At 71.1% G+C, this 25,360-nt stretch carries 25 protein-coding genes; 4 read left to right on the top strand and 21 right to left on the bottom strand.

The genetic code is table 11. The annotated features are described in order from the left end of the window. Positions 1–6: 6 nt before the first annotated feature. From ACIREO_RS32475 to ACIREO_RS32410, 14 genes are all read right to left on the bottom strand, one after another. The gene (locus ACIREO_RS32475; RefSeq protein WP_404116687.1) at positions 7–675 is read right to left on the bottom strand and encodes a response regulator; all 669 of its coding nucleotides are present in this window, start codon (positions 673–675) and stop codon (positions 7–9) included. Then, on the bottom strand, positions 672–1,988 hold the full coding sequence (locus ACIREO_RS32470) for a sensor histidine kinase (protein WP_404116685.1): 1,317 nt from the start codon (positions 1,986–1,988) through the stop codon (positions 672–674). The genes ACIREO_RS32475 and ACIREO_RS32470 overlap by 4 nt, the downstream gene beginning before the upstream one ends. Positions 1,989–2,062: 74 nt before the next feature. Then, positions 2,063–2,938 carry an alpha/beta hydrolase gene (locus ACIREO_RS32465; protein WP_404116683.1) on the bottom strand — a complete coding sequence of 292 codons (876 nt, stop codon included), beginning with the start codon at positions 2,936–2,938 and terminating at the stop codon, positions 2,063–2,065. 115 nt (positions 2,939–3,053) lie between these two features. Beyond that, complete coding sequence (gene kynU / locus ACIREO_RS32460) at positions 3,054–4,250, bottom strand: kynureninase (protein ID WP_404116681.1); 1,197 nt, start codon at positions 4,248–4,250, stop codon at positions 3,054–3,056. Next, a complete protein-coding gene (locus ACIREO_RS32455; RefSeq protein WP_404116679.1) occupies positions 4,243–5,091 on the bottom strand; it encodes a tryptophan 2,3-dioxygenase family protein in 849 nt (282 codons plus the stop codon). The genes kynU and ACIREO_RS32455 overlap by 8 nt, the downstream gene beginning before the upstream one ends. Before the next feature lie 156 nt (positions 5,092–5,247). After that, positions 5,248–5,661 (bottom strand): DUF3151 domain-containing protein, encoded by a 414-nt coding sequence (locus ACIREO_RS32450; protein WP_404116677.1) that lies wholly within the window; start codon positions 5,659–5,661, stop codon positions 5,248–5,250. A gap of 3 nt (positions 5,662–5,664) precedes the next feature. Continuing rightward, a complete protein-coding gene (locus ACIREO_RS32445; protein ID WP_404116675.1) occupies positions 5,665–7,164 on the bottom strand; it encodes an MFS transporter in 1,500 nt (499 codons plus the stop codon). Positions 7,165–7,479: 315 nt separating this feature from the next. Further along, entirely contained in the window at positions 7,480–8,511 is a 1,032-nt protein-coding gene (gene fbaA / locus ACIREO_RS32440; RefSeq protein ID WP_387391552.1) for a class II fructose-bisphosphate aldolase, read from the bottom strand. A gap of 167 nt (positions 8,512–8,678) precedes the next feature. Beyond that, positions 8,679–9,218 (bottom strand): orotate phosphoribosyltransferase, encoded by a 540-nt coding sequence (pyrE, locus tag ACIREO_RS32435; protein WP_404116673.1) that lies wholly within the window; start codon positions 9,216–9,218, stop codon positions 8,679–8,681. A gap of 30 nt (positions 9,219–9,248) precedes the next feature. Then, the gene (locus ACIREO_RS32430) at positions 9,249–10,043 is read right to left on the bottom strand and encodes an aldose 1-epimerase (RefSeq protein ID WP_404116671.1); all 795 of its coding nucleotides are present in this window, start codon (positions 10,041–10,043) and stop codon (positions 9,249–9,251) included. Positions 10,044–10,073: 30 nt separating this feature from the next. Continuing rightward, the gene (locus tag ACIREO_RS32425; RefSeq protein ID WP_404116669.1) at positions 10,074–10,925 is read right to left on the bottom strand and encodes an SRPBCC domain-containing protein; all 852 of its coding nucleotides are present in this window, start codon (positions 10,923–10,925) and stop codon (positions 10,074–10,076) included. Positions 10,926–11,003: 78 nt separating this feature from the next. Then, the gene (locus ACIREO_RS32420; protein WP_404116667.1) at positions 11,004–12,605 is read right to left on the bottom strand and encodes a polyamine aminopropyltransferase; all 1,602 of its coding nucleotides are present in this window, start codon (positions 12,603–12,605) and stop codon (positions 11,004–11,006) included. A 114-nt stretch (positions 12,606–12,719) separates the two neighbouring features. Next, complete coding sequence (locus ACIREO_RS32415; protein ID WP_404116665.1) at positions 12,720–13,238, bottom strand: DUF2617 family protein; 519 nt, start codon at positions 13,236–13,238, stop codon at positions 12,720–12,722. A 327-nt stretch (positions 13,239–13,565) separates the two neighbouring features. Further along, positions 13,566–13,829, bottom strand: a complete 264-nt coding sequence (locus ACIREO_RS32410; protein ID WP_404116663.1) for a hypothetical protein — start codon at positions 13,827–13,829, stop codon at positions 13,566–13,568. A 127-nt stretch (positions 13,830–13,956) separates the two neighbouring features. On the opposite strand from ACIREO_RS32410, the gene ACIREO_RS32405 reads away from it, so the two are divergent. Then, positions 13,957–15,138, top strand: coding sequence for a pyridoxal phosphate-dependent aminotransferase (locus ACIREO_RS32405; RefSeq protein ID WP_404116661.1), 1,182 nt, complete (start codon positions 13,957–13,959; stop codon positions 15,136–15,138). An 82-nt stretch (positions 15,139–15,220) separates the two neighbouring features. On the opposite strand, the gene ACIREO_RS32400 is transcribed toward ACIREO_RS32405, so the two are convergent. The 3 genes from ACIREO_RS32400 to clpB all read right to left on the bottom strand — a co-directional run bounded on the left by ACIREO_RS32400 (position 15,221) and on the right by clpB (position 20,049). Further along, complete coding sequence (locus ACIREO_RS32400; RefSeq protein ID WP_404116659.1) at positions 15,221–15,766, bottom strand: YbjN domain-containing protein; 546 nt, start codon at positions 15,764–15,766, stop codon at positions 15,221–15,223. A 70-nt stretch (positions 15,767–15,836) separates the two neighbouring features. Then, positions 15,837–17,105, bottom strand: coding sequence for an MFS transporter (locus tag ACIREO_RS32395; protein ID WP_404116657.1), 1,269 nt, complete (start codon positions 17,103–17,105; stop codon positions 15,837–15,839). Between the two features lie 337 nt (positions 17,106–17,442). Next, positions 17,443–20,049 (bottom strand): ATP-dependent chaperone ClpB, encoded by a 2,607-nt coding sequence (gene clpB, locus ACIREO_RS32390; protein ID WP_404116655.1) that lies wholly within the window; start codon positions 20,047–20,049, stop codon positions 17,443–17,445. 137 nt (positions 20,050–20,186) lie between these two features. Between clpB and ACIREO_RS32385 the strand changes: the two genes are divergently transcribed. Next, a complete protein-coding gene (locus ACIREO_RS32385; protein WP_404116653.1) occupies positions 20,187–20,603 on the top strand; it encodes a pyridoxamine 5'-phosphate oxidase family protein in 417 nt (138 codons plus the stop codon). 109 nt (positions 20,604–20,712) lie between these two features. Here ACIREO_RS32385 and ACIREO_RS32380 read toward each other — a convergent pair whose 3' ends face one another. Together ACIREO_RS32380 and ACIREO_RS32375 are read right to left on the bottom strand one after the other, a co-directional pair. After that, the gene (locus ACIREO_RS32380; RefSeq protein WP_033296620.1) at positions 20,713–21,033 is read right to left on the bottom strand and encodes a (2Fe-2S)-binding protein; all 321 of its coding nucleotides are present in this window, start codon (positions 21,031–21,033) and stop codon (positions 20,713–20,715) included. After that, positions 21,030–21,299: a hypothetical protein gene (locus ACIREO_RS32375; protein ID WP_404116651.1), complete on the bottom strand. Its 270-nt coding sequence runs from the start codon at positions 21,297–21,299 to the stop codon at positions 21,030–21,032. Before ACIREO_RS32375 ends, ACIREO_RS32380 begins: the two co-directional genes overlap by 4 nt. A gap of 125 nt (positions 21,300–21,424) precedes the next feature. Between ACIREO_RS32375 and ACIREO_RS32370 the strand changes: the two genes are divergently transcribed. Next, a complete protein-coding gene (locus tag ACIREO_RS32370; protein WP_404116649.1) occupies positions 21,425–22,435 on the top strand; it encodes a helix-turn-helix transcriptional regulator in 1,011 nt (336 codons plus the stop codon). A gap of 80 nt (positions 22,436–22,515) precedes the next feature. Next, a complete protein-coding gene (locus tag ACIREO_RS32365) occupies positions 22,516–23,523 on the top strand; it encodes a LuxR C-terminal-related transcriptional regulator (protein ID WP_404116744.1) in 1,008 nt (335 codons plus the stop codon). 29 nt (positions 23,524–23,552) lie between these two features. Here ACIREO_RS32365 and ACIREO_RS32360 read toward each other — a convergent pair whose 3' ends face one another. Both ACIREO_RS32360 and dnaJ read right to left on the bottom strand, forming a co-directional pair. Further along, a complete protein-coding gene (locus ACIREO_RS32360; protein WP_404116647.1) occupies positions 23,553–23,999 on the bottom strand; it encodes a heat shock protein transcriptional repressor HspR in 447 nt (148 codons plus the stop codon). 1 nt (position 24,000) lies between these two features. Beyond that, a complete protein-coding gene (dnaJ, locus tag ACIREO_RS32355; protein ID WP_404116645.1) occupies positions 24,001–25,200 on the bottom strand; it encodes a molecular chaperone DnaJ in 1,200 nt (399 codons plus the stop codon). Positions 25,201–25,360: the final 160 nt, after the last annotated feature.

Genomic DNA, 25,360 nt, shown 5'->3' with positions numbered 1-25,360 from the left:
CCGACGCTATCCGGGCGTGACCAGCCTCGCCTCGTACGCGAACACGGCCGCCTGGGTACGGTCCCGCAGCCCCAGCTTCACCAGGATGCGGCTGACATGGGTCTTGATGGTCGACTCGGCGACCACCAGATGCGAGGCGATCTCCAGGTTCGACAGCCCCTGGGCGATCAGCACGAGAACCTCCGTCTCCCTTTCGGTGAGGTCGCCGATCCTGGACATGGCGGGCGCCCTCGGCGCGTCGGCGATCTTCGAGAACTCCGTGATCAGCCGCCGGGTCACCGTCGGAGCGAGCAGCGCCTCACCGGCCGCCACCACCCGCACGCCGTCGGCGAGCTGCCGCGCCGACGCGTCCTTCAGCAGGAAGCCGGACGCGCCGGCCCGCAGGGCCTGGTACACGTACTCGTCCAGATCGAAGGTGGTCAGGACGAGCACCTTGGCGTCCGCGTCGGCGGCGACGATCTCCCGGGTCGCCTCGATGCCGTTGAGCTCAGGCATCCGGATGTCCATCAGCACCACGTCGGGCCGCAGCGCGGCGACCTGCGAGACTGCCTGCCGCCCGTCGACGGCCTCACCGACGACCTCGATGCCCGGCATCGCGTTGAGCAGCACGGAGAAGCCCTCACGGACCATCATCTGGTCGTCGACGATCAGGACCCGGATGGGCGAGTCGCTCACGCGCCCTCACCGTCCTCCGGACTGTCGCGCTGCGCCGGTACGGGCAGGAACACGGCGACCTCGTACCCGCCGTCGCCGGCCGCCCCGGCGGTCATCTCCCCGTTCAGCATCGCGACCCGCTCCCGCATCCCCGTGATTCCGTGTCCGGCACCCGGCGACGGTTTGACCAGCCCACGGGCGGGACCGTTGACGATACGCAACCCGAGCCCGCCGAGCACATAGCCGATCTCGACCTTGGCGGCGGCGCCCGGCGCGTGCCGGAGCGTGTTGCTCAGCGCCTCCTGGACGATCCGGTACGCCGACAGCTCGACGCCCTGCGGAAGCTCCCGCACCGCACCGGTGACGGTCTTCTCCGTCTCCAGGCCCGTCTCCCGGACGTTGTCCAGCAGCCGGTCGATCTCGGCGAGGGTGGGCTGCGGGGCGTCCGGCGCCTCGTAGTCCTCCGCGCGTACGACCCCGAGCACACGGCGCAGCTCGGTGAGCGCGGCGACGGCGTTCTCCCGGATGGTGACGAAGGCCTGCTCCAGCTCGGGCGGCGGATTCTCCACCCGGTACGGAGCGGCCTCGGCCTGGATGGCGACGACGGACATGTGATGGGCGACGACGTCGTGCAGCTCACGGGCGATGGTGGTGCGCTCCTCCAGGAGCGTGCGCCGGTCGCGCTCCACGGCGGTGACGGTGCGCTGCACGGTCACCTCCCGCTGGGCCTCACGGCGTACCTGCACCAGGGCGACGAGGAGCAGGGCGAACGCGGAGGCGATGGCCATGGGCTCGGCGCTGGAGGAGTAGGGCGGGGAGAAGTTCCCCAGGACGGACCCGGCGAACAGGGTGATCAGCCACATCCAGGCGGCCGTACGCGGCCGGGTCCTCGCCGCCACGACGATCAGCACACCGAGATGGCAGGCGAAGGCGCTCGCCCCCCACGGCCAGTCCCCGCTGCCCGCGCCGGCCACCAGGGGGATGCTCGCGATCGACGCCCAGAACGCGAGAACGGGGCGGACCAGCGTCATCAGCAGCACGGCGGGCGGCAGGAACCCGGTGACGACGGTCACCGTCCCGAACGTGGAGTAGGTGTTCGCGGAGAAGACGCCGTCCAGCAGCGAGATCAGCGCGACCACGCCCACCACCGCGTGCGGGAACCAGACGGCTCCCTTCCTGACGGTCCTCGGCAGTCGCCGGATCACGGGCCCGTCCGAGCCCAGAGGGCTCAGCGGGCGGTAGTCGAGCACGTTGTGGAACAGGTCCTGCCGCAGGCCGGCTATCGCCCCGGCGGCCACCCGGTGCTCCGGGCTTCTGGTCTTCGTCTCGGTCACACTTACACGGTAGGTGCCGCCCCCTGCCCCGGTCGTCAGCAGTGATACGGATCCTTCGCCGTCCGTCGCAAGTACTACCAGGCCAGCTGGGCGATCTCCTCGGCGACCACGGCACAGGCGTCCGCCGCCGGGTCGATCAGCGGGAAGTGCCCGACCCCGTCCAGCAGTGTCAGCCCCACCATCTCCCCGGCCTTGGCCGCGGCGTCCACGAACGCCTCCGTGACCGCCTGCGGCACGGTGACGTCATCCACGCCCTGGACCACGGCCGTCGCTATCCCGGTCGGCAGCAGCAGGGCCGGGTCGACATGCGCGCTCCGCGCCTCGAAGTCGTCCGCGCCGCCCAGGAGCTGGTGCAGCGCGCCCGAGCAGACGTCCAGCTGCACCGCGCTCGCGAAGTCCCCGATCGGCGCCAGCGCCACCACCCCGCGCAGCGGAGGTGCGGCGGGCAGCCGCCACGGCGACCCCTCAGGAAGCACATGCCGCGCGGCCGCCCAGAGGGCGAGCTGCCCGCCGGCCGAGTGACCGGTGACCACCGTCTTGCGCAGATCCGCCCCCGGCAGCTCCCGGCCCGCCAGCACCGGCAGGGCGTCCATCGCGGCTGCCACGTCGTCGAAGGTCTCGGGCCAGCGGCCCGCGACCGGGCCCGCCGTTCCCTGCTGCGGGATCTCGCCGCCGCGCCGGTACTCGACGCTGGCCACGGCGAAGCCGCGCCGCGCGAGGAAGTCCGCGAACGGCGACACGTGCTGCCGGTCGTACGGTGCCCGCCAGGCCCCGCCGTGCAGCAGGACCACGAGGGGCGCCGCGGCACGGCCGTCCCGCGGCGCGAAGAAGTCGATCACCTGGTCGGGGTGGCTTCCATAGGCCGCGGACCCGTCGGGCGCGACCACCGGATGCGCGAACGCCGACTCGGTCTCGGCGGCGTCGCGATCACGCGCGGCAGAATCCGACATGCTGCTCCAACCGTCCTGGGCAGATGCCCAACTGGACTGACCTGCGGGGACGGTACCAGTACGGCGGACCGCCGCCGTACCGGCCCGGAGTGTGGGCCCGTACGGCGGCCGGCGCTCAGCCCGCCAGCACCTCGGCGAGGATCCGCGCGGCCCGTTCCGCGTCGGCGAAACCGACGTACAGCGGGGTGAAACCGAAGCGCAGGACGTCCGGGCGGCGCAGATCGCCGACCACGCCTCGCCCGATGAGCGCGCGCATCACCGGCTCCGTCTCCTCCGCGTCCTCGCACCGCAGCGAGACCTGGCTGCCGCGCTCCGCGTGGGCGGCCGGGGTGACCGAGGTGACCCGGCCCTCGGGGACGTAGGCCGCGACGCACTCCAGGAAGAAGTCCGTCAGCGCCAGGGACTTGGTCCGCACGGCGTCCACCGACACACCGTCCCAGACGTCCAGCGACGCCTCCAGGGCCAGCATCGACAGGATGTCCGGGGTGCCGACCCGGCCCCGTACGGACCCGTCCGCGGGGGCGTAACCGGGGGTCATCGCGAACGGGTCCGCGTGCGAGGTCCACCCGGGCAGGGGGGAGTCGAAGGCCGCCTGATGGCGTTCGGCGACATACAGAAAGGCCGGCGAACCGGGCCCGCCGTTGAGGTACTTGTACGTGCAGCCGACGGCCAGGTCGACGCCGTGCGTGTCGAGACCCACGGGCAGCGCGCCGGCGCTGTGGCACAGGTCCCATACGGCGAGGGCACCCGCCTCGTGGACGGCGGCGGTGAGACCGGGCAGGTCGTGGAGCCGGCCCGTGCGGTAGTCGACGTGGTTGAGGAGGACCGCCGCCGTACGGGGCCCGAGCTCGACCGGTAGGTCGGACGGGGCGACCGGGACGACACGGTGGCCCGTCATCCGGGCCGCCGACGCGGCGATGTAACCGTCGGTGGGGAAGGTCGTCGCGTCGACGAGGATCTCGTCACGCCCCTCGCCCGCGAGACGGGTCGCCGCGACGACCGCCTTGAAGACGTTCACGCTGGTGGAGTCGCCCACCACGACCTGACCTGTGGCGGCGCCGACCAGCGGGGCGATCCGGTCACCGATCCGCTCGGGCGCGGTCCACCAGCCGCTCTCGTCCCAGGAGCGGATGCGCAGCGCGCCCCACTCCCGGGTGATGACGTCCTGCATACGTGCCGGGACGTGCCGGGGCAGCGCGCCCAGCGAGTTGCCGTCGAGATAGACGGCCTCGTCGAGGGTGAACAGCTCGCGCAGGGCGCCCAGCGCGTCGGCGGTGTCGAGCGCCTCGGCGCGCTCCTTGAAGTCAGACATGGCTACGCGCCGTCCACAGCTCGGGGAACACGCTCTTGGTGGCCCGCTTCTCCAGCCAGGCGACCCCGGCCGATCCGCCGGTCCCGGTCTTCGACCCCATCGCCCGCCGGGTGGCGGTCAGGTGGTCGTTGCGCCAGCGCCACACCAGCTCGCCGACGTCGGTCAGCACCTCTCCGAGCCGTACGAGCTCGGCGTTCTGGTCCTCGTCGGCGTAGATCTCCGCCCAGACGGCCTCGACCGCGGGGGACGGCTCGTACTTCTGCGCCAGGTCCCTCTCCAGCACCGACCGGGGCACGGCGTATCCACGCCGGGCGAGCAGGGCGAGCGTCTCGTCGTACAGGCCGGGCTCGTGGAGCGCCTTCTCCAGCTCGGCGTGGACCCGGGGCGCGCCCCGGTGCGGCACGAGCATGGAGGCGGACTTGTCGCCCAGCAGGAACTCCATCCGGCGGTACATCGCCGACTGGAATCCGGATCCCTCGCCGAGGGAGCCCCGGTAGGAGTTGAACTGGGCGGGGGTCAGGCCGGCGAGCGGCTTCCAGGAGGCGTTCAGTGCCTCCAGCTCCCGCAGCGAGCGCTTGAGGGCGTCACGGGCGACCGGAACACGGTCCTCGCGCAGGGCGTGCGCCGCCGTCTCCCACTCATGGACGATGACCGTGAACCACAGCTCCATGACCTGGGTGGTGACCAGGAAGACCATCTCGCCGGGATCGTCCGAGCGCAGGTGCTGGAGGTGGGTCAGGACATCCGCCTGGACATAGTCCTCGTACGGAGTCGTTCCCGCGAAGTCCAGATGCGGGGTGTCCGCACCGGTGGCTTCGGGGTCGGGGTGGTTCGTCGACATTTCTGTCTCCTCGACACGAGCTTCCGGGTAGCGGTCCGCCCCTTTCCTCTGAGGTGGTGGAGCTCCGGTCCCCTGCTCCGCATCCTAACGGCCTTCCGCAGGACGCGCCGGGGCCCCGCGGGCTGCTGCCCGCGGGGCCCGGAAGGCGAGGCCTGCTCAGCCCAGGATGTCGGCGGCGGTCTGCGAGGAGTCGCGCAGGAACGACGCGCAGCGCTCGTACTCCTCCTGCTCGCCGATCGACTGCGCGGCGCGCGCGAGGGCGTGCAGGGCGCGCAGGAAGCCGCGGTTCGGCTCGTGCTCGAACGGGACGGGGCCGTGGCCCTTCCAGCCCGCGCGGCGCAGGGCGTCGAGGCCGCGGTGGTAGCCGGTGCGCGCGTACGCGTACGACTCGACGACCCGGCCGCCCTCGTACGCCGCGTCGGCGAGCTGCGCCCAGGCCAGCGAGGACATGGGGTACTTCGCGGCGACATCTGCGGGCGCCGTGCCGGCTGCCAGCAGCTCGCGCGGCTCCGGGTCGTCGGGCAGGTGGGTCGGGGCAGGGCCCCCGAGCAGGTTCTCGTGGATGGACATGGCTCAAGTGTGCCTGGGCGGGGGCTCCGGCTCCAAGGGCGGGGCCGAGACCCCGCAGTGCGTCGCGCACGCGGGCCGGGGCTCCGGCCTGGCCTCGGGAGACTTCCGTACGGACCACCAGGCGATCACCGAACCCGCGACCAGCAGCCCGGCGCACATCGGCATGGCCCGCCGGAACGTCGAGGCGAACTCCCCCTCGTCGCGGTACGCCTCAGGGCCCATCCCTGCCAGCAGGGGGAGCGCGGCCACGGCGAGCAGCCCGGCGGCCCGCGCCGCCGCGTTGTTGATGCCGCTGGCAAGCCCTGCCCGGCCGGTGTCCACGGCGGCCAGGACGGTCGCGGTGAGGGGCGCCACGAGGGTGACCATGCCGAGGCCCAGCACCAGCACGGCGGGCAGGACGTCCAGCGGGTAGGAGGCGCCCGGGCCGACGCGGAGCATCAGGAGCATCCCGGCCGCCGCCAGCAGAGGGCCGACGGTGAGCGGGACGCGAGGCCCGATGCGCCGCCCGAGGTCGCCGGCGGACGCGGAGAAGAGCAGCATCAGCACCGTCGTGGGCAGGAGCGCGGTGCCCGCGCCGAGTGCCGAGTAGCCGGCAACCACCTGGAGCTGGATCGCGGACAGGAAGAAGAACCCGCCCAGGGCCGCGTACACACAGAACGTCACGATGTTGACGGACGTGAACTGCCGCGACGCGAAGATCGACGGCGGCACCATGGGATCGCGCCGGTGCCGCTCCACCCGCACGAAGGCCGCCCCGAGGAGCACACCGCCGAGTGCCGCGCCGATCACCAGGACGGACGCGCCCTGCTCCGGCACCTCGATCAGCGCGTAGGTGACCAGGGCGAGCGACAGCGCGGCGAGGGCGGCACCGAGCACGTCGAACCGGCCGTGGGCGTCCGGGTCCCGGGACTCGGGCACGTGGCGCAGGGCGACGGGCACGCAGACGGCGGCGAGCGGCAGATTGAGCAGGAACACCCACCGCCACCCCGGCCCGTCCACCAGCCATCCGCCGAGGAACGGGCCGATGGCCGCCCCGACCCCGCCGAGCCCGGACCAGAGCCCCACGGCACGGGCACGGTCGTCGGGATGGAAGCTCGCCTGGATGATCGCCAGCGAACCAGGGGTGAGGAGCGCGCCCCCGACCCCCTGCAACGCCCTCGCGGCGACCAGCACCCCCGCGTTCGGCGCGATCCCGCACAGCAGCGAGGCCACGGCGAACCACACCACCCCGAGAACGAACACCCGCCGCCGCCCGAACCGGTCCCCGAGCGCACCACCGAGGAGGATCAGCCCCGCCAGGGTGAGCATGTAGGCGTTGACGGTCCACTGCAGGGCGGCCAGATCGGTCCCGAGGTCCTCGCCGATGCGGGGCAGGGCCACATTGATGACCGTGGAGTCGAGCAGGGCCATGCTGGACCCGAGCACGGTGGTCAGCACGACCCACCGCCCCACGGGCGAGGCAACGCGAATCCCGTCACCGTCCGCGTCGTCCGTGTCAGTCATACGAGCAGCATCACCGCCACCGCCCCGACCGGCCATTCACACACCACCCGAGGAGCCATTTCCAGCCCCTCCGGCCACCAGTTCCGCCACGGACAGACGGACCAGCGTTCCGCCACCGACCGACCTGCCCCACGCACCCAGCCCCTCCGGCGTTTGAGGAGCGGGGTCCGGGGCGGAGCCCCGGTTTCGGGAAGGGGCGGGTAGGGGACAAGCCCCGCGCAGCGGCCGCCGCCCCGCCCCACCCCACCCCACCCCCGCAGCACGGAGCGGGCCCGGCCCCCCGAAGGGAGACCGGGCCCGCCCGCACGTACGTACTTACTTCAGCTTGGTACCCGAGGACCGCAGGTTCGCACAGGCCTCCGTAACCCGCTTGGCCATGCCCCCCTCGGCCGACTTGCCCCAGCTGCGCGGGTCGTAGACCTTCTTGTTGCCGACCTCGCCATCGACCTTCAGCACGCCGTCGTAGTTGCGGAACACGTGGTCCACGATCGGGCGGGTGAAGGCGTACTGGGTGTCGGTGTCCAGGTTCATCTTCACGACGCCGTTCTCCAGCGCCGTGGCGATCTCCTCGGCCGTGGAGCCCGAACCACCGTGGAAGACGAAGTCGAACGGCTGGCTGCCGGCCGGCTTGCCGTACTTCGCGGCGACACCCTGCTGAAGGTCCTTGAGGAGCTCGGGGCGCAGGACGACGTTGCCCGGCTTGTAGACGCCGTGGACGTTACCGAAGGACGCTGCCAGCAGGTAGCGGCCCTTCTCGCCCAGGCCGAGCGCCTCGGCCGTACGCAGCGCGTCGTCGACGGTGGTGTACAGCTCGTCGTTGATCTCGTGCGTGACGCCGTCCTCCTCGCCACCGGTCGGGGTGATCTCGACCTCAAGGATGATCTTGGCGGCGGCGGCCTTGGCCAGCAGCTCCTGGCCGATGGCCAGGTTGTCGGCGAGGGTCTCGGCCGAACCGTCCCACATGTGCGACTGGAACAGCGGGTTGAGACCCTTGGCGACGCGCTCCGCGGAGACGTCGAGCAGCGGACGGACGTAACCGTCCAGCTTGTCCTTGGGGCAGTGGTCGGTGTGCAGTGCGACCGTGATGTCGTACTTGGCGGCGACGATGTGCGCGAACTCGGCCAGGGCTACGGCGCCCGTCACCATGTCCTTGTTGTACTGGCCGCCCAGGAATTCGGCACCACCGGTGGAGATCTGGACGATGCCGTCGCTCTCCGCCTCCGCGAAGCCGCGCAGCGCAGCGTGCAAGGTCTGGGTCGACGTCACATTGATGGCCGGGTAGGCGAACTTGCCTGCCTTCGCCCGGTCGAGCATCTCGGCGTAGACCTCGGGGGTTGCGATGGGCATCTGTCCGCTCCTTGGGATGTGCGGGTGTGCAGTGCTTGGTCCCTGACCTGGGGGCGACGTCATCGTCGCCCTTATCTTCCCAGACTCTCGCTTCGGCTCCACGCTGCCCATCGGCCAGCTGCTCCCCGTTTCACGTGAAACGGGGAGCAGCCCAAGAAAGCCCCAGGTCAGGCCAGGTCGAGGTCCGCCACGGAGTAGCTGTGGACGTACGGCAGACCGGCCTCGGCGATCGCCGGAGCGGCGCCGCGCTCCACGATCACGGCGACGGCCACGACCTCGCCGCCGGCCTCGCGCACCGCTTCGACCGCGGTCAGCGGCGAGCCACCGGTGGTCGAGGTGTCCTCGACGACGAGGCAGCGACGGCCCTTGACGTCCGTGCCCTCGATACGGCGCTGCATCCCATGGGCCTTCTGCGCCTTGCGGACGACGAACGCGTCCAGCCTCTTCCCGCGCGCCGCCGAGGCGTGCAGCATCGAGGTGGCCACCGGGTCGGCGCCCAGCGTCAGGCCTCCGACGCAGTCATAATCCAACTCGGCGGTGGCATCGAGCATCACCTGGCCGACCAGCGGCGCGGCCTTGCCGTCCAGCGTGATCCGGCGCAGGTCGATGTACCAGTCGGCTTCCAGACCCGAGGAGAGGGTCACCTTGCCGTGCACCACGGCCTTGTCCTTGATCTGCTGGAGCAGCTCAGCACGTACGTCAGTCATGTCAATGAGAGTAAAGGCTGCCGCGGAGGGTCAGAGCCGTACCCAGCTCCAGGTCGACGTGATCTCCAGGGGCTCGATCGGGGTGACCAGCCGGGGGGCCGTGTTGAGTCCGTTCGGCGGCCCGGACTGCGGCTCCACACAGACCGCTTCCGCCTGCTCGTCGTAGACCACCACCCATTCGTCCCGGCTCTTGACCGTCAGCTCCAGCTGCTCGGGCCAGGTGAGCTTCACGTCGACGCCGTCGGGCATGCCGAAGCAGTCGTCCCAGGGGCCGGGGGTGGGGTCGATCCGGCGGCCGGTCGGCAGGTGGTTGTCGCCCCGCTCCTCCTGCCAGGCCGCGTCGAAGCCGATCCCCACGTCCTGGCCGCCGAGGTTCCGGAGGAACCAGGGGTGCCACCCGGCCTGCGCCGGGAAGGAGTCCCCGTACGTCTCGATGCCGAGGCTCAGCGTCAGCGAATCCTCGGTCAGCTCGAAGGACTGCGTCACCCGGCCCTCGTACGGCCATGGGTCGGCCAGGTCGTAGAAGAAGGCCGCTTCCGAATCGCCCTGCCGGGCCGGCTTCCAGGAGGTGTCCCGGCCGGTGCCGTGGATGGCGTGCGGCGGGGAGTTGAGCGGCATCTGATGCGGCTCGCCGCCATTACGGAACAGGCCGTTCTCGGTGCGGCCGCACCACGGCACCATGGGGAAACAGCCGTACCGCTCGCCCTGGCGCAGCAGTTCGGTGCCCCCGATCCGCAGGCTGCTGATCCGGCAGCCGTTCACGGGGTCAACGGTCAATTCGACGTCGCCGGCGGTCAGCCGGGCGTTCTTCACAACTCTGCTCACCCCCCGACACTACTGGCGCGGGGCGGCTCTCTACGGCCTCCGGCGCCGAAGCGCCCTGCCCACCACCACGGCCGAGGCGATCGCCAGGGCGGCCGCCGGGGCCGCCCAGCGCAGCGTGATGCCCGCGGCGCCCGCCTCGGGGGAGGGCACGGGGGCGTACCGGCCGCGCGGCGGGGCGTGGTCGACCTCCTCCGTACTACGGCCGATCATGGTGCGGCGGGCGTGCGCGGCCTCGGCGGGCGGCTCGTCCGGCACGGTGAATTCCAGCTCCACGGACGGGTCGAGCGCCGGCGGCGGCACGGGCGCATCGAATACCGACTCCTTGTCCGCGGCGGACGGCTCGGCGGCCGGCTCGGCGGCCGACGGCTTCAACGACGCCGGATCCCCGGACGCCTCGGGCGACGGCGCGTCGGACTCCGCCCCGTCCTCCCGCGTCGCCAGGGTCTCCGTCACCAGCTGCTGTGTGAAGCGGTCCAGCAACCTGTGCGCCGCGGCGAGCGCCGCCGACGCGTCCAGGTCCACCAGGCGGCCGTCACCGCTCACCGTGCCGGTGAATCCGATGGTCGTTCCACCGTCCGTCTCCGTGAGGCCGACGGTCAGTGCCAGCTTCGCCGAGCCCGTGCCCCGGGCCTCCGCCCCCTCCCCGGTCACGGAGAAGGAGTCACCCCCGGAGTCGCCCCCGGCCGAAGGCCGCAGCGTCAGCGCCCCTCGGTATGTGATCGTGTGGCCGCCGGCCCGGAATTTCAGCCGGCCCGTCAGCGGTCCCGCCGACGCGTCGGCATCCTGCTGGAGTCCTGGCACGCAGCGCGCTACGCGGGCGGGATCACCCAGCGTCCGCCGCAGGGCCGGGACGGGAACCGGAACGAACACCTCATGCTCCATACCGACCGAGCCTACTCAGCCCCGGCCGTCCCGTCAGCGCTTCCACCCCGTACACCGGGCCGCACCGGCCCGCCCTGCTCAGGGTTCCTCCCAGTACCGCGGGTGGACCAGTGTCGACGGCAGCACCCCGCGCTGCCGCAACCGCTCCACCGAACGCCGGCCGGCCAGCAGCTCCCGCTCCCCCAGCGTCCGCAGGGCAGGCGCCCCCGGGTCCAGGCTCAGCCGCCCCGTGTCCTGGTGGGCGGCCAGCACGAATCCCCAGTCCCGCGGCGCTTCCGCCCCGCCCGTCGCGGCCCGGTCCGGGCCCGCCGCGAAACCGGTGAGGCGCCCGTCGACGCGGTACGCCCGGGTCACGAGGCCGCCCGCACGGACCGACGCCTCCACCGTCCAGAACGTCGTCGGTCTGCTGCTCGTCGGCCCCGCGTGCACCACCAGCCGGCCGCCGGGCTCCAGCGCCCCGGCGACCAGCCCGTAGAACTCGGACGCGTAGAGCTTCGTACTCGCTGTGATCCCCGGGTCGGGAAGGTCCGAGATCACCACGTCGTAGCGGTCATGCGTGGCACGCAGCCACATGAAGGCGTCCCCGGCGACCGCCGTCAGCCGTGGATCGTCGTATGCGTGCCCGTTCAGCCGGGAGAGTGCCGGGTCCGTACGGGCCAACCGGGTGACGGCCGGATCGATCTCGACCACCACCACGGACGTGACATCCGGATAGCGCAGCACCTCACGGGCGGCCAGCCCGTCGCCGCCGCCCAGGATCAGCACCCGCCGGTGGGCCCCCTTCATCGCGGGGTGCACGAGCGCCTCGTGGTAGCGGTGCTCGTCCCGGGAGCTGACCCGGAGCCGGCCGTCCAGATAGAGGTCCAGCGAGCCGCGCCGCGAGCCCGTGAGGACGATCTCCTGCTCGTCGGTCTGCACGGCGACCCGCACCTCGTTTCCGTACACCGCGCGCCGCGCCGCCCGCTCGAAGTCGTCGACCATGACGGAGGCCGTGGCCAGCAGGGCGATCACCGCGCAGTTGACGAGGATCAGCAGCCAGCGTGACCTGGTGCCCAGATCGCGCCGGAACACCCACAGCACCAGCGCCCCGCCCGCCGCCGCGTTGACCGCACCGGTGAACAGCGCCCCGGTCAGCTGGCCCATCATCGGCAGCAGCAGGAACGGGAAGGCCAGCCCGCCGACCAGCGCGCCCACGTAGTCGGCGGCGAAGAGGTCCGCGACCGCCCCGCCGGCGTCCTGCCGGTCGACCCGCTGGATCAACGTCATCAGCAGCGGGATCTCCGCGCCGATCAGGATCCCGATCGCGAGCGAGAAGCCGACCAGCGCGTAGCGCGACTCCCCCAGCCAGGCGAAGGAGGCGTACAGGATGAGCGCCGACGTGCCGCCGACGAGAGCGAGCGCCGCCTCGATCAGCCCGAATCCCACGGCGGCACGGCCGCGTAAACGTTTCGCGAGCAGCGAGCCGATACCCATCGCGAACACCATCACGGACAGCACGACCGAGGCCTGCGTGACCGAGTCACCGATCAGATACGAGGCCAGCGCGACCAGTTCCAGCTCGTACACCAGACCGCACGCGGCACAGATGAAGACCACCGCCAGCACGAGGAACCTGCCGGTCCTCGCTCGTACGGGAAGCTCCGCCGCGCCCCCTCGCAGCGACATCTGCTGGTCGATCATGAAACGAACGCTACGTGACGGGATGGTCGCGACTTGTCACCCACACGGGTGTAAGTGACGCGCGCCGGACGCGCCACGCACCACCCCGGACGGGCCCGCGCACTCCCCGAGGCCCTAGACCGCCGCCGGCACCCGCGCCCCCACCCGCGACCGCGTCACCACCAGCTGGCCCTCCTGCGGATACGCGTGCCAGGTCCGCCAGCGCACCTGGCCCTCCGTCCGCTGCGCGAGCATCGCGGTGAAGGCGTAGGGGCTGCCGGGAAACGTCCCCGCCAGCCCGTGCGGATGGTCGGACACCAGCGCGAGCAGCTCCTGCGCGCGGCCCGCGAACGAGCCCTCCGAGAGGGTCTCGACGCGCGCCGCGAACTCGTAGTCCCAGTCGCCCAGGCTCTCGGCGACGCCCAGCGGCAGCGGTGTGCTGCTCCCCGGCAGACAGGCGACCGTCTCGGAGCACGTACGGCGCTCCTCCTCCAGAAGGACCTGGTGAGAGGCGCCGAGCAGCCTCAACTGCACCTTTGCGCCGTCTAGTTCGAGGTCGAGTACGGCGAGGGCGGGCAGCGGCTCCCGCCCCAGCGTCCATGCCAGATCGGCGGCTCGGGTATCGGAATAGGAGGTCTGCAGGGTTGTGAGCATGGATCGGCTCCGCAAAACACACAGGGACACATGGACAGGAGGCACCCCCGTGCGGCGCACGTGGGGGAGGGGAGCCCGATCCGGCCCGATTGGGATCCGCCCAACTGGTGTCCGGGGGCTGAATGTTCTCTACAACGATGCAATCACGAAGTACGTCGCGCTCACAGCGTTTTTACCCAACTTGCCGTGGTTTCCATCCCTCAGGGGGCAGGACGGTTCAACTGTTCCCGGTGCCCCCCAACCGAAAGGTGTCCGGAGGGAGTTCACCCCCACCGGACACCTCAGGCCCACCCGCCCCGCCCCCCGTACGGGACGGGTGGGCCCGTCTCAGTTGCCGCCGCCGCCACCCCCGCAGCCGCCGCCACCCCCGCAGGAGTGCCCGCCGCCCCCGCAGGAATGCCCACCGGAGTCACCACCGCCGCTGTCCCCGGCCCACCAGCTGCCCGCCTCGGAGCCGCTCCCGCCGTTGCCGGAGCCACGGCGTCCGCTGCGCCCCGCCATCGGCTTCCTCCTGCCGCCCGAACCCGAGGCGAGGGCGGCCAGCCCCACCACCACGAGCACCACGAACACGATGAAAACGAACGATCCCACCGACCTCACATCCTTCTTCTCCCCCGAAGCGAGGTCCCCGCTTCTTGTCTGACCATGGGATTCCCGCGCCCCGCCGGGGTCAAAGCAGACTTGAGCAACTCCAGAGCTTCGGCACAGGATGGCGCCCATGACACAGGGACGACCGCTGCTCAACCGCCGCCTCACCGAGTTCGGCACGACGATCTTCGCGGAGATGTCGGCGCTGGCCGTACAGACCGGATCGATCAACCTCGGCCAGGGATTCCCCGACACCGACGGCCCCGAGGAGATCCGCGAGGCCGCGGTCCGTGCCCTGCGCGCCGGCCACGGCAACCAGTACCCACCGGGCCCCGGCATCCCCGAGCTGCGCTCCGCGGTCGCGGAGCACCAGCTGAGGCACTACGGACTGGAGTACGACCCCGATGCCGAGGTCCTGGTCACCACGGGCGCCACGGAGGCGGTCGCCGCCTCCCTGCTGGCCCTCCTGGAGCCCGGCGACGAGGTCATCGCCCTGGAGCCGTACTACGACTCGTACGCCGCCTGCATCGCCATGGCCGGCGGTACCCGTGTCCCCGTCACGCTGCGGCCCCACGAGGGGGCCTTCCGGCTCGACCTCGACGAGTTGCGCGCGGCCGTCACGCCCCGCACCCGGCTGATCCTGCTCAACACCCCGCACAACCCGACGGGCACCGTCCTGAACCGGGACGAGCTGGCGGCGGTCGCCGAGCTCGCGTGCGAGCGGGACCTCCTGGTCGTCACCGACGAGGTCTACGAGCATCTCGTCTTCGAGGGCCGGCACATCCCCCTCGCGTCCTTCCCCGGCATGCGGGAGCGCACGGTCAGCATCAGCAGCGCCGGCAAGACGTTCTCGCTGACGGGCTGGAAGATCGGCTGGATCACCGCGAGCCCCGAGCTGGTCACCGCGGTCCGCTCCGCCAAGCAGTTCCTGACGTATGTTTCCGGCGGCCCGTTCCAGTACGCCGTCGCCGAGGCCCTGAGGCTGCCCGACAGCTATTTCGAGGGGTTCCGCGCGGACCTGCGCGCCAAGCGCGACCTGCTCGGCGCCGGCCTCGCAGAAGCGGGCTTCGACGTCTACAAGCCCGCCGGGACGTACTTCGTCACCACCGACATCCGTCCGCTCGGCGACGGGAACGACGGCTTCGCCTTCTGCCGGGCGCTCCCCGAGCGCTGCGGGGTCGTGGCCGTGCCGAACGCGGTCTTCTACGACCATCGCGAGCAGGGCGCGCCCTTCGTGCGCTTCGCGTTCTGCAAACGCACGGACGTACTCACCGAGGCGGTCGCCCGGCTGAAGGGCCTCCGGGCGGCCTGAGCCGACGGCAGAGGCCCGGGACGGGGCGCCGGCCGCACCGGCCGCGCCAAGTCCCGGGCCTCCCTGTCGCCGGCTCGCCGGTTCAGGCCTCCGTGGGCTCCTCGCCCTCGTCGCTCTTCTCGGCGGGCTCCAGGCCCAGACGCTCCACGAGCCACTTGTCGAACTCGATCGAGGCCCGCACCCAGCTGACCGTCGAGGAGACGAAGTGCTCCAGGTTGACACCGGTGCCGATGAGCATCTGTGCCTCACCGACCAGTCGCACGGAGCCCGCGGTGCCCTCCTCGCCCTCATGGGCGTGCGTGTAGACCTTGGGCCACAGGGTGCGGCGGTTCCAGTCGTCGATCGCGTCGAGCAGAACGGGCCGCTGGTCCAGGGCGTGGGGGCGGTCGTAGAAGGTCCGGACCGAGAAGACCTGCTGCTCCTCCTCGCCGCGGAACATGAAGTACGTCCGGAAGTCTTCCCACGGCGCGGCGAGGTCGCCCTCGTCGTCGACGACGAACTTCAGCTCCATCTGCTCGAGAAGCTGCTTGACGAGGTCCTGGTCGGGGACCACGGGGCCCTCGGGGCCTGACGTCTGCGGTTCGGGCTGGCCCCCGAAGTTAGGGATCGAGGACGGGTCGATAGACATCGCTGGGTACTCCTGTGGATCGCACGTGGTTTCCTGGCTTCGACCCTAGCCGCGATCGCGGCGGGTAGTCCTATGCGCTCAGGGGAATCGTCCCCGCGCTCGTTCCCCTGGCTCGCGCCCAGGAAACCGCGATCAGGACAGCGCAGAGCGTGCCGACGAGCCCCGCCCCTCCGATCGTCCGCGCCGAGGACCCTGACAGCTCCGCGGCCAGGCCGCCCGCCGCGACGCCGATCCCCTGCATCGCGGTGAGGCCCGACCTGGCCAGTCCCAGTGCCTGGCCACGCTGGTCGGCCGGGGTGAGCAGCACGAAGGTCGCCCCCGCGGTGATCTGGTACGCGGAACAGACGCCCGAGACCAGCAGCACCAGCAGGGCCACCCCCACGCCCGGGCCCGCCCAGTAGACGACCAGCGGAAGGTTCGCGCCCACCGCCAGCGGCCCGAGCAGCCGGCGGCGCCGGTCCGCGTCGAAGCCGGCACGGCCCAGGAAGGCCGCGCCCAGGACCATTCCGGTGGGATGCGCCGCGAGCAGGAGCCCCACCGCCGCGGCGCTCGCGCCGGCCTCCTCGGCGAAGGGGGCGGCCAGGCCCTCGGGGAGCATGATGAACCCCGCCAGCCAGCCGAGCGCGATCAGCGACCGCAGCCGGGAGTCCGACCAGATCAGGGCCACCGCTTTCCTCACCTGGGTGTGCATCCGCTTCGGCGGAGCGTCGGCGTCCTTGTCCACCGGCCTCGCCTTCACACCCAGCCTGATCAGGGCCGCGGAGACCAGGAACGTCACAGCGTTCAGCCCCAGGGAGACATGGCTGCCCAGCCACACGACGAGCACCCCGCCGGCGGCGAAGCCGACCAGCTGTCCGGCCTGGTGGGTGATCAGCATGACCCGCTGCCCGCGCTCGTACAGGCGATCGCCCAGAACGGTGGGCATCAGGGCGCCCTGCGACGCCCCGAACGGCGCCTCGGCGAGCTGGGCCAGCACCAGGAGCGCGGCCAGCAGCGGCAGGGGCGTACCTGGAAGGGCCATCAGTCCGACGAGTACGGCGCGTACCAGGTCGCACGCGATCATGACCGTGCGCCGGGGGAACCGGTCGGCGAGACCGGAGAGGAGTACGCCCGACAGCAGGGCGGGCAGCGTCGTCAGGGCGTAGGTGGCCGCGGTCCAGCCGGCCGACTCCGTGCGTTCGAACACCAGGAGCGACAGCGCCACCCGCGCCAGCTGGTCGCCCAGCACCGACTGGGCAAAAGCCGCCCACAGCGTACGGAATTCGCTCAGGCGAATGAGACTGTCACTTTTGCAGTCCCTCGGTTCCGCACTCTTCTCACCAGGTATCCGCTCCGTCATGCGCGTACCTTACCGGTTTCCGAATTCCGGCCGACCACCTCCGTGTCAACAGAAAGGGCCCGGAGCGTCCCGCATATTACGCGGGACTCGATCACACGCACGGCCGCCGCATGTACTTCGCCCGAGGATGCGGATATGTACCACCCCGGCACAAAACCGGGGGTCCGGGCCGTATTGCGTCCGCCATTCGGCCACGAACAGGAAATTTTCGGCTCAATTTCGCAGGCGGTCCCGCCGATGATCCATGTCGCATGCACGCATCAATGCGGCCGAAGCCGCACACAGGTGTGTCCCCGGCCGGGACACGAGGCACTCCGGCCGGGGACACAGGTCACGCCTACAGGGTCTTGGCCGGCCCGGCGGTCCCCACGGTCAGTCCGTCACCGGTCCGGTCCACCCGGACCGTGTCGCCGTCCTTGACCTCGCCGGCGAGGATCTCCTTCGCGAGCCGGTCACCGATCGCTGTCTGGATGAGCCGGCGCAGCGGCCGGGCGCCGTACGCCGGGTCGTTGCCCTCCTCCGCCAGCCAGGCCAGCGCCTCCGGGGTGACGTCGAGGTGGATCCGCCGGTCGGCCAGCCGGCCGGCGAGACGCTCCACCTGGAGCCCCGCGATGTGCGCCAGCTCGTCACCGGACAGGGCGGAGAAGACGACCAGGTCGTCGAGCCGGTTGAGGAACTCCGGCTTGAACGAGGCCCGGACGACGTCCATGACCCGGTCCTTCTTCACCTCGGGCCCGGTGAGGGGATCGACCAGGAACTGGCTGCCCAGGTTCGACGTGAGGATCAGGATGGTGTTGCGGAAGTCCACCGTCCTGCCCTGCCCGTCGGTGAGCCGGCCGTCGTCGAGCACCTGGAGCAGGATGTCGAAGACCTCGGGGTGGGCCTTCTCGACCTCGTCCAGCAGCACGACGCTGTACGGGCGCCGGCGGACCGCCTCGGTGAGCTGACCGCCCTCCTCGTAACCGACGTAGCCGGGCGGGGCCCCGACGAGCCGGGCGACGCTGTGCTTCTCGCCGTACTCGCTCATGTCGACGCGGATCATGGCCCGCTCGTCGTCGAACAGGAAGTCCGCGAGCGCCTTGGCCAGCTCCGTCTTGCCGACCCCGGTCGGGCCGAGGAAGAGGAACGAGCCGGTGGGCCGGTCGGGGTCGGCGATCCCCGCGCGCGTGCGGCGTACGGCGTCCGACACGGAGCGCACGGCCTCGGTCTGGCCTACCAGCCGCCTGCCCAGCTCGGACTCCATCCGCAGCAGCTTCTGCGTCTCACCCTCCAGGAGGCGTCCGGCCGGAATGCCGGTCCAGGCGCCGACGACGTCGGCGATGTCGTCCGGGCCGACCTCCTCCTTGACCATGGTGTCCTTGTCCTGGGCGGCCTCCTGCTCGGCCTCGTCCGCCTCGGCCAGCTCCCGCTCCAGACCGGGGATCTCCCCGTAGAGCAGCTTGGAGGCGGTGTCGAAGTCGCCGTCGCGCTGGGCGCGCTCGGCCTGGCCGCGCAGCTCGTCGAGGCGCTCCTTGAGCTCACCGACGCGGTTCAGGCCCTGCTTCTCCTTCTCCCAGCGGGCGGTGAGACCGCGCAGCTCCTCCTCCTTGTCGGCGAGGTCGCGGCGGATCTTCTCCAGCCGCTGCTTGGAGCCGGCGTCGCTCTCGTTCTTGAGCGCCAGCTCCTCCATGTGCAGCCGGTCGACGGACCGCTGGAGCTCGTCGATCTCCACGGGCGAGGAGTCGATCTCCATACGGAGCCGGGAGGCCGCCTCGTCGACGAGGTCGATGGCCTTGTCGGGGAGGAACCGGGAGGTGATGTAGCGGTCGGAGAGCGTCGCTGCCGCCACCAGCGAGGAGTCGGCGATCTGGACCTTGTGGTGTGCCTCGTAGCGGCCCTTGAGCCCCCGCAGGATGGCGATGGTGTCCTCGACGGACGGCTCGGCGACCATGACCTGCTGGAAGCGGCGCTCCAGGGCGGGGTCCTTCTCGATGCGCTCGCGGTACTCGTCCAGCGTGGTGGCGCCGACCATGCGGAGCTCACCACGGGCGAGCATCGGCTTCAGCATGTTGCCCGCGTCCATCGCGGAGTCGCCGCCGGCGCCCGCGCCGACGACGGTGTGCAGCTCGTCGATGAAGGTGACGATCTGCCCGTCGCTCTCCTTGATCTCGGAGAGGACGGTCTTGAGGCGCTCCTCGAACTCGCCGCGGTACTTGGCGCCCGCGACCATCGCTCCGAGGTCCAGGGAGACGAGCCGCTTGTTCCGCAGGGACTCGGGGACGTCGCCCTTGACGATGCGCTGAGCGAGGCCCTCGACGACGGCCGTCTTGCCGACACCGGGCTCGCCGATGAGCACGGGGTTGTTCTTCGTGCGGCGCGACAGCACCTGCACGACGCGGCGGATCTCCTGGTCACGGCCGATGACCGGGTCGAGCTTGCCCTCGCGGGCGGCGGCCGTGAAGTCGGTGCCGAACTTCTCCAGCGCCTTGTACTGGCCTTCGGGGTCGGGAGTGGTCACCCGGCGCCCTCCCCTGCTCTTCTCGAATGCGTCCAGGAGCTTCTGCGCACTGGCTCCCTGCCCGTCGAGGATCTCACCGGCACGGCCGCCCTTCGCCGCGAGGGCGATCAGCAGATGCTCGGTGGAGAGATAGTCGTCGCCGAGCTCCTTGGCCCGCTGGTCCGCGTCGGCGATGACGGCGAGCAGATCGCGGCTCGGCTGCGGCGGGGCGACGGTCGATCCGGTCACGCTGGGCAGCGCGCCCAGGAGCCGCTCGGTCTCCTCGCGGACGGCGACCTGGTCGGCCTCGACGGTGGCCAGCAGGTCGGTGATGTTCGCGTTGTCCTCGCCCGCGAGCAGCGCAAGCAGCAGATGCCCGGGGGTCAGATCGGGATGACCGTCCTTGACGGCCCTGCTGGTGGCCGCGTTGAGGGCGTCCCGGCTCTTGTTGGTCAGCTCGGCGTCCACGGGCGCTGTCTCCTCCTCGTACGGGGTACTTCACGGAACCATGACTCGAACAACGGGTACAAAGTTGAGTCTATTCCACTCAAGGCCGATGCGACGCCTCACGGCCCGCCCGGATCCTCCCTCTCTAGGCTGACCCCATGCCTGACGTACGCAACCCCGGCACCGAGTACCTCGCCTTCTGGCGGGAGCGCCATGTGTGCACCCTGACCACGCTCCGCCCCGACGGCACACCGCATGTGGTGCCCGTGGGGGTGACGTACGACCCGGAGACACGGCTCGCCCGCATCATCACCGGCCGGAACACCAGAAAGGCCGCCCATGTCCTGGCGGCGGGGCCCGAGGGGGCACGGGTCGCGGTCTGCCAGATGGAGGGGCGGCGCTGGGCGACCCTGGAGGGCCGGGCGGTGGTCCGTACGGGGCCCGGCGAGGTCCAGGACGCGGAACGCCGCTACGCGGAGCGCTACGGACGCACGCCGCGGCCCAACCCCGAGCGGATCGTCATCGAGATCGCCGTCGACAGGGCTCTCGGGAACAAGGCCTCCGGAAAGGGCTGAGCAATTCGAGCAGTTTCCGGGCAGCACAACGGCGCCATCGTGTTCAGGTCACGATGGCGCCGTTGTGTGGGGGAAGTGCCGGAACGATATGGAACGACGGGGGAATCGTTCAGGCACTGCGGGGGGTGGCGGAAATGGCTTCTTGTTCGAACAGTTCGTGGTCACGCTGATCTAGATTGACGAAAATCATGCCGTACCTCACGGCACAGCGAACCGGTTGCGGCGCTCCGCGCGGCCGCCGAAGACAGCGATAGGCGCGGATATCGTCATCCGTTTCCATCACGACGACAATCGGCTCTCCGAACAGGGTGACCATCAACGAATCGCCCTGGCGGGTAAGTGCCGTGAGCAGATCGATGAAATGCCACCCTGAGCGATAGGCCGTGGCCATCTCCCGCCGGAAGGTGCGGTCGTCCGGTGGAGTGGTCATGCTTCCGCTGCGCCCGTCGGCGCACTCCAGCTGATCTCACCCGGCGCTGCCGCAGGCATGCCCCAGCTGATCTCACCGGGCGCGGCTGCCGCCTGCACGGACCAGCTGATCTCACCGGGCGCAGCAGCAGGCATGCCCCAGCTGATCTCCCCCGGCCCCGCTGCCGCCTGCTCCGACCAGCTGATCTCACCGGGCCCGGATGCGCTGCCGGCCAGGCCACCCGCCACGCCGAAGCCCAGGGCCGCGACGAAAGCGGCGGCAAGCACTGAGCGAAGCTTTCGCTTATCCATAGTCGGCTTCGTCCTCACTTGTGGATTCCTCTCCCCCGCATCCACGACGATGTCTCACCCGGGCCACACAGCGCCACCAGGACGATGCATCATGTTCCTGCATGTTCAGGAACCTGGGGGGTGGAGATATGGCTACAAGCGACGCAATAGGGACACATCCTCACGGAGTCACCGAGTTGTGCGACGAGGGAAGACGTCTCTACGCCAGCGCTCTTCGTTCCGGGCGGATATCCCGCACGGAAGTCGGCCCCGCCCCCTGCCTGATGGACTTCGCGCTCCTGCACCCCGATCCGGACGACACGGCCTGGCTCAGGCCCGTCCCTCCGTCCGCCGCGCTGGCCCAGCGCCTGCACCCCATCGAGCGGGAGATCAAGGAACGCCGGCGACGCTCCGTCGAGCTGGCCGAATCCTTCGAACCGTTCATGGACATCAGCGCCCAGGACCCGCCGACCACGCACGCCATCACGGTGCTGGAGGGCGGCCACAGGATCAACGCGGCGCTCGACCTCGCCACCGCCGAGTGCCGCACGGAGGTACTCACCGTCCAGCCGGGCGGAGACCGCGGCGAGGACCGTCTCAGCGAAGGCCTCGAACGGGCCCTTTCGGTGGTCGACCGGGGCGTCAGCATGCGCACGCTCTACCAGCACACCGTCCGGCACAGCCAGGGAACGCTCGCCTACGCGGCCCGCCTGGCCAACGACAAGGTGGAGATCCGCACCCTGGAGGAACTCATCGAGCGCCTCCTCGTCTTCGACCGGACCGTGGCCTTCATACCCGCCCAGAACGACGACCAGGTCGCCCTCGAACTCCGTCACCCAGGGCTCGTCAACTACCTGGTGAAGGTCTTCGAGCAGCTGTGGAGCCGGGCCTCCCCCCTGCTCGGAGAGGTCCGGTACGACCCGCCGACCAAGGGCATCAGCGGCGTTCAGCGTTCCATAGCGCAACTCCTCGTCGAAGGCCACGTGGACGACTCGATCGCCCGCCGTCTCGGCATGAACGTCCGCACCTGCCGGGCGCACGTCGCGAAACTGTCCGCCACCCTCGGCAGCTCGAGCCGCGCCCAGCTGGGCTATCTGATCGCACGGTCAGGGATCCTGGACCAGGAGTCCTGACCGACAGCTCAACACTCTCCCCGCAGCCACGTATGCGCCACGGTCATCTTGTTGCAGTGCACGAAGTGAGGGGTCGTCAAATCACTACTGATGAGGCAAACCCGGCGCATTCGCACGGCCCGAGAGAACTGTGCGCCGTCGGCCTCCGCCTGTACGGGGAAGCAGTCGTCGCGGGGCGCATCGCCCGCACCGAACTCGTGGCCGCCCCCTGTCTGCTCGACATGGGCCTCGTCCACGCCGAACCGGGCGACACCGCGTGGATGCGCCCCGTCCCCCCGTCCGCCGCCCTGGCCAGCATGCTCCAGCCGATCACCCGCGAGCTGGACGAGCGAGTACAGCTCGCCGCCGCGCTCAGCCGGACACTGACGCCCCTGACCGCCGTCGCCAGCGCGGACCCCGACCTGGCGATAACCGTGCTGGAAGGGAAGCCGGCGATCGAGGCGGCCCTCTACGAGGAGAGCGCCTCCGTCACGGAACAGGTCCTCACCGCGCAGCCGGGCAGCGACCGCCCCCGGCAGGGCATGCAGCGGGGAATCACCAACGCCAGGACCGCCATCGGACGCGGAGCACGGCTACGGCACATCTACCAGCACCCTGCGCGCTACAGCACCACCGTCAGGGACTACCTGGACCAGATCTCCCCCGAGGACCTCCAGGTGCGTACCACCGAGCAGACCGTGGAACGTCTGATCATCTTCGACCGTGCCGTCGCGTTCATCCCCGCGGCTCCGGACCGCCGGTCGGCCCTCCGGATACGGCACCCCGCCCTGGTCTCCTATCTCATCCAGGTCTACGAGGTCCTCTGGGCCCAGGCCACGCCCATCACGCAGCACCTGCCCGCGCCCACCCCGGGCGCCCAGGTCACGGCCGTCCAGCAGAGCATCGCCCGGCTCCTCAGCGAGGGCCACGTCGACGACGTGGTCGCCCGCAGACTGGGCATCAGCGTCCGCACCTGCCGCTCCCACATCGCCAGGCTCATGCAGGCGCTGGGCGCCACCAGCCGGACCCATCTGGGCGTCCTGATCGTGCGGTCCGGCATCGTGGAGACCGCCGCGGCCACACGCGAAGGGCCCGCCGCCGAGTCGTGAGACTCAGGGGCGGGCCCTTCGCGGCCGGCTCAGTCCTTCGGCCGTTTGGGCCGCCAGACCACCAGTGCGCTGGTCTGCTGCACATCCTGGTACGGAACGAGATCACGACGGTAGGAGGCGTGCACCTGGGCCTCGCGCTGCTGCATGGCCACCGCTGCGCCGTCCACGGACGCCGAGAGCTCGGCGACGCGCTGCTGGAGCGCGGCGACCTGGTTCTCCAGCTCGATGATGCGCTTGATGCCGGCGAGGTTGATGCCCTCGTCCTGCGACAACTGCTGCACGGTGCGGAGCAGTTCGATGTCGCGTGCCGAGTAGCGCCGGCCGCGCCCGGCCGTGCGGTCGGGCGAGACCAGGCCGAGGCGGTCGTACTGGCGCAGTGTCTGCGGGTGCAGGCCCGAGAGCTGGGCCGCGATCGAGATCACGTAGACCGGTGATTCCTCGGTCAGCTGGTACGGATTGCGTCGACGGCCGTCCATCTCAAGCTCCCTTCGCAGCCTGGAACAGCTCCGCCCGCGGGTCCTCCCCCGCGGTCGCCTTCCGGTAGGCCTCCAGCGCGTCCTGAGCGTCCGCGCCGAGGTCCGTGGGTACGGAGACCTCGACGGTGACCAGGAGGTCGCCCCGGGTGCCGTCCTTGCGTACGGCACCCTTGCCCCGGGCCCGCATCGTACGTCCGTTGGGCGTACCGGCCGGGAGTTTGAGGGTGACGGGAGGGCCGCCGAGCGTGGGGACCTTCACCTCGCCGCCGAGCGCCGCCTCCGGGAAGGTGACGGGCACGGTGACGGTGAGATTGTCGCCCTTGCGGCCGAAGACCGGGTGGGCGTCGACATGGACGACGACATAGAGGTCGCCGGCCGGACCGCCGCGCTCGCCCGGACTGCCCTTGCCGCGCAGCCTGATCCGCTGGCCGTGGGAGACACCCGCCGGGATCCGCACCTGCATGGTGCGGGCCGACTTCGCCCGGCCGCTGCCCTTGCAGACCTCGCAGGGGTCCTGGGCGATGAGGCCCCGGCCCTTGCAGTCCACGCAGGGATCGGTCAGCGAGAATCCGCCGCCGGTACCGCGCGACACCTGGCCGGTGCCGACGCACGTCGGACAGACCCTCGGGGTGCCGTTCTTGTCGCCGGTGCCCGAACACGCCTTGCAGGGAGCCTGGCTGGACATCCGCAACGGGACCGTGGCCCCGTCGACCGCCTCGGTGAAGCTGAGCGTCACCTCGGACTCGATGTCCTGGCCGCGGCGCGGCTGGACACGTGTGCCCGCACCACCGCGGTTGAACAGTCCGCCGAAGACATCGCCCAGGCCGCCACCGCCACCACCGCCTCCGCCGAAACCTCCGGCGCCGGCGCCCTGGCCACCGCCCGGGGCGCCCCCGAAGAGGTCACCCAGGTCGAAGTTGAAGTTGCCGCCCGCACCGCCGGGACCCGCCCGGAAGCCTCCGTTGCCGAAGAGGGCGCGCGCTTCGTCGTACTCCTTGCGCTTCTTGGGGTCGCCGAGGACGTCGTTCGCCTCGGAGATCTCCTTGAAGCGCTCCTCGGCCTTGGCGTCACCCTTGTTGGCGTCCGGGTGGTACTCGCGGGCAAGCTTCCGGTACGCCTTCTTGACCTCGGCGTCCGTGGCGTCCTTGGGGACGCCGAGAACCTTGTAGTAGTCCTTCTCGACGAAGTCCTTCGTGCTCATCGACGTCCCTCCTTCCGGACGATCGGCCGTGGGGGGGGGGGGGGGGGGGGGGGGCGCCCCCCCCCCCGGCGGGCCCCGCGCGGGGGGGGGGGGGGGGGCGCCCCCGGCCGCGGCCCCCCCCGCCGCCGCGGGGGGCGGGGGGAGGGTGGCCGGCGCGGGC

The organism is Streptomyces sp. NPDC102441 (assembly GCF_044765585.1).
In the GTDB taxonomy this organism is placed as follows: domain Bacteria; phylum Actinomycetota; class Actinomycetes; order Streptomycetales; family Streptomycetaceae; genus Streptomyces.
Note: the sequence above shows the minus strand (reverse complement) of the source record. Positions and strands in the feature narration are given on the sequence as shown.